General features: G+C 60.0%; 3 protein-coding genes. 2 read left to right on the top strand and 1 reads right to left on the bottom strand.

The window, feature by feature from the left end:
• Nucleotides 1–396 (top strand): ImmA/IrrE family metallo-endopeptidase (locus EN914_RS23115; protein WP_164778862.1); only part of this gene is annotated, 396 nt, incomplete at its 5' end.
• A gap of 14 nt (nucleotides 397–410) precedes the next feature.
• Nucleotides 411–1,547, top strand: a complete 1,137-nt coding sequence (locus tag EN914_RS23110; protein ID WP_024504126.1) for a beta family protein — start codon at nucleotides 411–413, stop codon at nucleotides 1,545–1,547.
• 125 nt (nucleotides 1,548–1,672) lie between these two features.
• On the opposite strand, the gene carB is transcribed toward EN914_RS23110, so the two are convergent.
• Nucleotides 1,673–5,179: a carbamoyl-phosphate synthase large subunit gene (gene carB / locus EN914_RS23105; protein WP_024504125.1), complete on the bottom strand. Its 3,507-nt coding sequence runs from the start codon at nucleotides 5,177–5,179 to the stop codon at nucleotides 1,673–1,675.
• Nucleotides 5,180–5,320 lie beyond the last annotated feature (141 nt).

Below are 5,320 nucleotides of genomic sequence, written 5' to 3'. Positions count from 1 at the left end.
ATATTGGATGGTGATACCCCGGTAATCGGGCTGACACTAAGATTCGATAGGCTAGACAATTTTTGGTTTGTCTTGATGCATGAGCTTGGTCACCTCGTTTTGCATGCGCAATTTGATGATGCGGTCGCTTTCTTTGATAGTGATGAAATTGGCGTTGAAAAAGGAAAGGAATCGGAGGCTGACAATTTTGCTAGAAGCACTCTGATTGCAGACGAGAAGTGGAAAACCTCTCTTGTCCGTTTCGCCAAATCACCTGATGCTGTTAAATCGTTCGCGACAGCAAATGGACTATCTCCCGCAATTGTGGCTGGTAGGATACGCAGAGAACGAAACGATTTTACTATTTTCAGTGAACTTGTAGGGCAGGGCAGCGTTCGAAGGCAGTTTGGTTTTTAACGGAGACGACTTCGGTGATAAAACTGCAGCGCAGATTGTTATTCGTTTATAGGATGAAATTTAAGTTTGGAGAGTACGTTGGCCTATCTCGCCTTCGCTCGCGGGATTTGGACGACATGCTCCCCCATCTATCATTGCCAATGCCCAACGACTGGGATCATGAGGACAAGCGCAAGCTTTCGCTCGATGAGTGTCAGTCGAAATTTGCAGATCGACTGTCAAAGCACCTTCGCAAGCGGCCTGCCGTAATTGACAGCCATCGCTTTGACCAAGATGATGAATTTAAGACGGCGTCACCTCATCCAATTAGAGAATTCGCAGAACGAGCACGTCTTCTAGGTTGTTGCATTATACCGGCAATTACCGTCGAGCCGAGCGGTGCATTGACTGTCGCTGTTCGGGAAATTGTAAGGCGGAATCAATCTGGAATTGTTCTCAAGCTTGCCCTGGGCGACCTGGAGGACTCTAGATTGGGAGAGAAGGTCGATACAGTTCTTGGTGGGGTCGGTGTCTCTGCCAAAGACGCTATGCTTTGTATCGACCTTGGCGAATTCGAAATCGAAAACCCAGAAGAGGTTGCTGAGGCACTTTCGTTTCAAATAGCAGCCGTGCCTTATCTTCAGGACTGGGCGCATGTCTATATTACGGTTGGAACGTTTTCCGCTGAGATAGCAAAGATTGGATTTAATTCAACAAAGTCGATTGAGCGCGGAGAATGGGAATTATATCACGCTCTCATGAGTCGCTCCGATTTGCCGAGGCGTGTGGTTTACGCTGACTATGGAATTGAGAATCCTAACTTCTTGCGTAATCCTCAACACTCGCGGGCCAGTGCGCACATCAGATATACGCTCGATAAGGGGAGCCTCATTTCAAAAGGAGGCTCAATTCCAAAGATGAGCTTCGCAGCGATTCGCGCAGCAGCAAAAAGTATTGTGGATCACCCTCAATACGACGGTCCTGCGTATTCGTTTGGCGATGCCTTCATCAAAAAGATCTCCGATGGACAGGCAGTTGGAAACCCCTCTTATTGGCGAGCTGCCGGGGTTGCGCATCACGCAACAAAGATCCTGGAGCAAGTGCGTTCGATGTTTGGCCTGACGGTCAGAGAAGATCAACCGGAGACGCAGAGACAAGAACAGTTGTTCTGACCTGCCAGGTCCGCTTGGCGTCTGCTAGAAGGGCCGAGCAGATAGGATCGCACCGTTAGCGGGACAGCGCCCCCCTCTGGCCTGCCGGCCATCTCCCCCTCAAGTGGGGAGATCGGCCAATCACCTCACGCAAAATACTCCTGTAGCGGCCTGACCTCCAGGCTCCCCGCCTTCAGCGCCGCAATCGCCTCCGCCACAGCAGCCGCACCCGACAGCGTGGTGTAATACGGCACCTTCTGCATCAGCGTGGCGCGGCGCAGCGACTTGGAGTCCGACACCGCCTTCTGGCCATCCGTGGTGTTGAAGACGATCTGCACCTGGCGGTTGCGGATGGCGTCTTCGATATGCGGGCGGCCTTCCAGAACCTTGTTGATCTTCTGGGCGTCGACGCCGTTTTCGGCGAGGAAGCGGGCGGTGCCTGAGGTCGCCAGCACCTTGAAGCCGAGGCCGGCGAGGCGCTTGACCGCCGGCAGGATGCCTTTCTTGTCCTCGTCGCGCACCGAGACGAACAGCGTGCCGGAGCGCGGCAGGTCGACGCCGGCGCCCAGCTGGCTCTTGGCGAAGGCCAGCGCGAAGTCGCGGTCGAGGCCCATGACCTCGCCGGTCGAGCGCATTTCCGGTCCGAGCAATATGTCGACGCCAGGGAAGCGGGCGAAGGGGAAGACGGCTTCCTTGACCGCGATGTGGCCGGGGTTCCTGGGGTCGGGCATGGCGCCGTAATGGGCGAAGGCGTCTTCCAGTTTTTCGCCGGCCATGATGCGGGCGGCGATTTTCGCGATCGGCCGCCCGATGGTCTTGGCGACAAAGGGCACGGTGCGTGACGCGCGCGGGTTGACCTCCAGCACATAGACCGTGCCGTCCTTGATCGCGTACTGCACGTTCATCAGGCCGCCGACATTGAGCGCGCGGGCAAGGGCTGCCGTCTGGCGCTCCAGCTCGTCGACCAGTTCGGAAGGCAGCGAGTGCACCGGCAGCGAGCAGGCTGAGTCGCCCGAATGGATGCCGGCTTCCTCGATGTGCTCTAAAATGCCGGAGACGAAGGTCGCCTTGCCGTCGCAGAGGCAGTCGACATCGACCTCGATGGCGCCGGATAGGTAGGTGTCGAACAGCAGCGGGTTCTTGCCCAGCAGCGTGTTGATCTGGCCGGTCTTGTCGTTGGGGTATTTCTGCTTGATGTCCTCCGGCACCAGGCCGGGCACGGTGTCGAGCAGATAGGTCTGCAGCATGCCCTCGTCATGGATGATCTGCATGGCGCGGCCGCCGAGCACATAGGATGGGCGCACCACCAGGGGGAAGCCGAGCTCGCCGGCAACCAGGCGAGCCTGCTCGACCGAATAGGCGATGCCGTTCTTCGGCTGGCTGAGGTTGAGCTTGTGCAGCAGCTTCTGGAAGCGGTCGCGGTCTTCGGCCAGATCGATCATGTCGGGCGAGGTGCCGAGGATGGGGATGCCGGCCTTCTCCAGCGCATCCGCCAGCTTCAGCGGCGTCTGGCCGCCAAACTGCACGATAACGCCGATCAGTTCGCCCGAGGCCTGCTCGGCGCGCAGGATCTCCAGCACGTCTTCCGCCGTCAGCGGCTCGAAATAGAGCCGGTCCGAGGTGTCGTAGTCGGTCGAGACCGTCTCCGGGTTGCAGTTGATCATGATCGCTTCATAGCCGGCGTCGCGCAGTGCGAAGGCGGCGTGGCAGCAGCAATAGTCGAACTCGATGCCCTGGCCGATGCGGTTGGGGCCGCCGCCGAGGATGACGACCTTCTTGCGCGACGAGACCTGTGCCTCGTTGGCCAGCGCGCCGGCGAACGGCACTTCATAGGACGAGTACATGTAGGCGGTGGGCGAGGCGAACTCGGCCGCACAAGTGTCGATGCGTTTATAAACCGGATGAACGTCGAGCTTTTCGCGAGCTTTCTGAATCACTTCGGCGTCGGTCTTCGTCAGCGACGCGAGGCGGGCATCGGAGAAACCCATGGCCTTCAGCATGCGCAGGTTGACGGCGTCCTCGGGAATGCCGTGCTCGCGGATGCGGGCTTCCATGGCGACGATGCCGGCGATCTGTTCGAGGAACCACGGGTCGATCTTGCACATGGCGTGCACGTCTTCCAGCGAGGTGCCCATGCGGATCGCCTGCGCCACCATGCGCAGCCGGTCGGGCGTCGGCGTGCCGAGCGCCGCACGAATGGCGTTGCGGTCGTCGGCATGGTTGGCGGAACCGAGGCCCCCATGGCTGAGACCGGGGATCTCGATCTCGTCCAAACCGGTGAGGCCGGTTTCAAGTCCACGCAGTGCCTTCTGCAGCGATTCCTGGAAGGTGCGGCCGATGGCCATGACTTCGCCGACCGACTTCATGGCGGTGGTCAGCACCGGCTCGGCGCCGGGGAATTTCTCGAAGGCGAAACGCGGGATCTTCGTGACGACGTAATCGATGCTCGGTTCGAACGAGGCTGGCGTCGCGCCGCCGGTGATGTCGTTCTCCAGCTCGTCCAGCGTGTAGCCGACGGCGAGCTTTGCGGCGATCTTGGCGATCGGGAAACCGGTCGCCTTGGAGGCCAGGGCCGACGAACGCGAGACGCGCGGGTTCATCTCGATGACGACGAGGCGGCCATCGGCCGGGTTGACGGCGAACTGTACGTTGGAGCCGCCGGTCTCGACGCCGATCTCGCGCAGCACCGCGATCGAGGCGTTGCGCATCATCTGGTATTCTTTGTCGGTCAGCGTCAGGGCAGGGGCGACGGTGATCGAGTCGCCCGTATGCACGCCCATCGGGTCGATGTTCTCGATCGAGCAGACGATGATGCAATTGTCCGCTCTGTCGCGGACGACCTCCATCTCATACTCCTTCCAGCCGAGCACGCTCTCCTCGATCAGCACTTCGGTGGTCGGCGAGGCGTCGAGGCCGGACTGGACGATCTCGTAGAATTCGGCGCGGTTGTAGGCGATGCCGCCGCCGGTGCCGCCCATGGTGAAGGATGGGCGGATGATGGCCGGCAGGCCGACATGGTCGAGCGCCTGGGCGGCGATCGCCATGCCATGGCTGATATAGCGCTGCTTGCGGTCGCCTTCGCCGAGGTTCCAGCGAGTTTCCAAGGCGTCGAGCGCGGCGTCGAGATCGGCCGGCTTCTCGGCCTTGAGCGCCGCGCGCTCGGCCTCATGCGTCTTGCGGTCGGTGTTCTTGACGTCGGTGGCGTTGGCCAGCATCGACTTCGGCGTTTCCAGGCCGATCTTCTTCATCGCCTCGCGAAACAGCGCGCGGTCCTCGGCCTTGTCGATGGCGGTAGCATCGGCGCCGATCATCTCGACATTGTAGCGCTCGAGCACGCCCATGCGGCGCAGCGACAGAGCGGTGTTGAGCGCGGTCTGGCCGCCCATGGTCGGCAGCAGCGCGTCGGGCCGCTCCTTGGCGATGATCTTGGCCACCACTTCAGGCGTGATCGGCTCGATATAGGTGGCGTCGGCCAGTTCCGGGTCGGTCATGATGGTGGCCGGGTTGGAATTGACCAGGATGACGCGGAAGCCTTCCTCTTTCAGCGCCTTGCAGGCCTGCGTGCCGGAATAGTCGAACTCGCAGGCCTGGCCGATGACGATGGGGCCGGCCCCGATGATCAGGATCGACTTGATGTCAGTGCGTCTTGGCATGTCAAAGGTCCGTTCGGCGGGCGGCTTGCACAAAAAACCGGGACGGGAAGACCCGGCCGGTTGTGCTCGCGATTCTGGTATCAGGCTAGGAGGGCCTTATAGGGAAGAGTTTTGACTGATGTAACCCCGAAAATGCGAGGT

The sequence above is a fragment of the Mesorhizobium sp. M7A.F.Ca.CA.001.08.2.1 genome, assembly GCF_003998455.1.
Taxonomy (GTDB): Bacteria; Pseudomonadota; Alphaproteobacteria; order Rhizobiales; family Rhizobiaceae; genus Mesorhizobium; species Mesorhizobium ciceri.
This window is presented reverse-complemented; position numbering and strand designations above follow the sequence as displayed.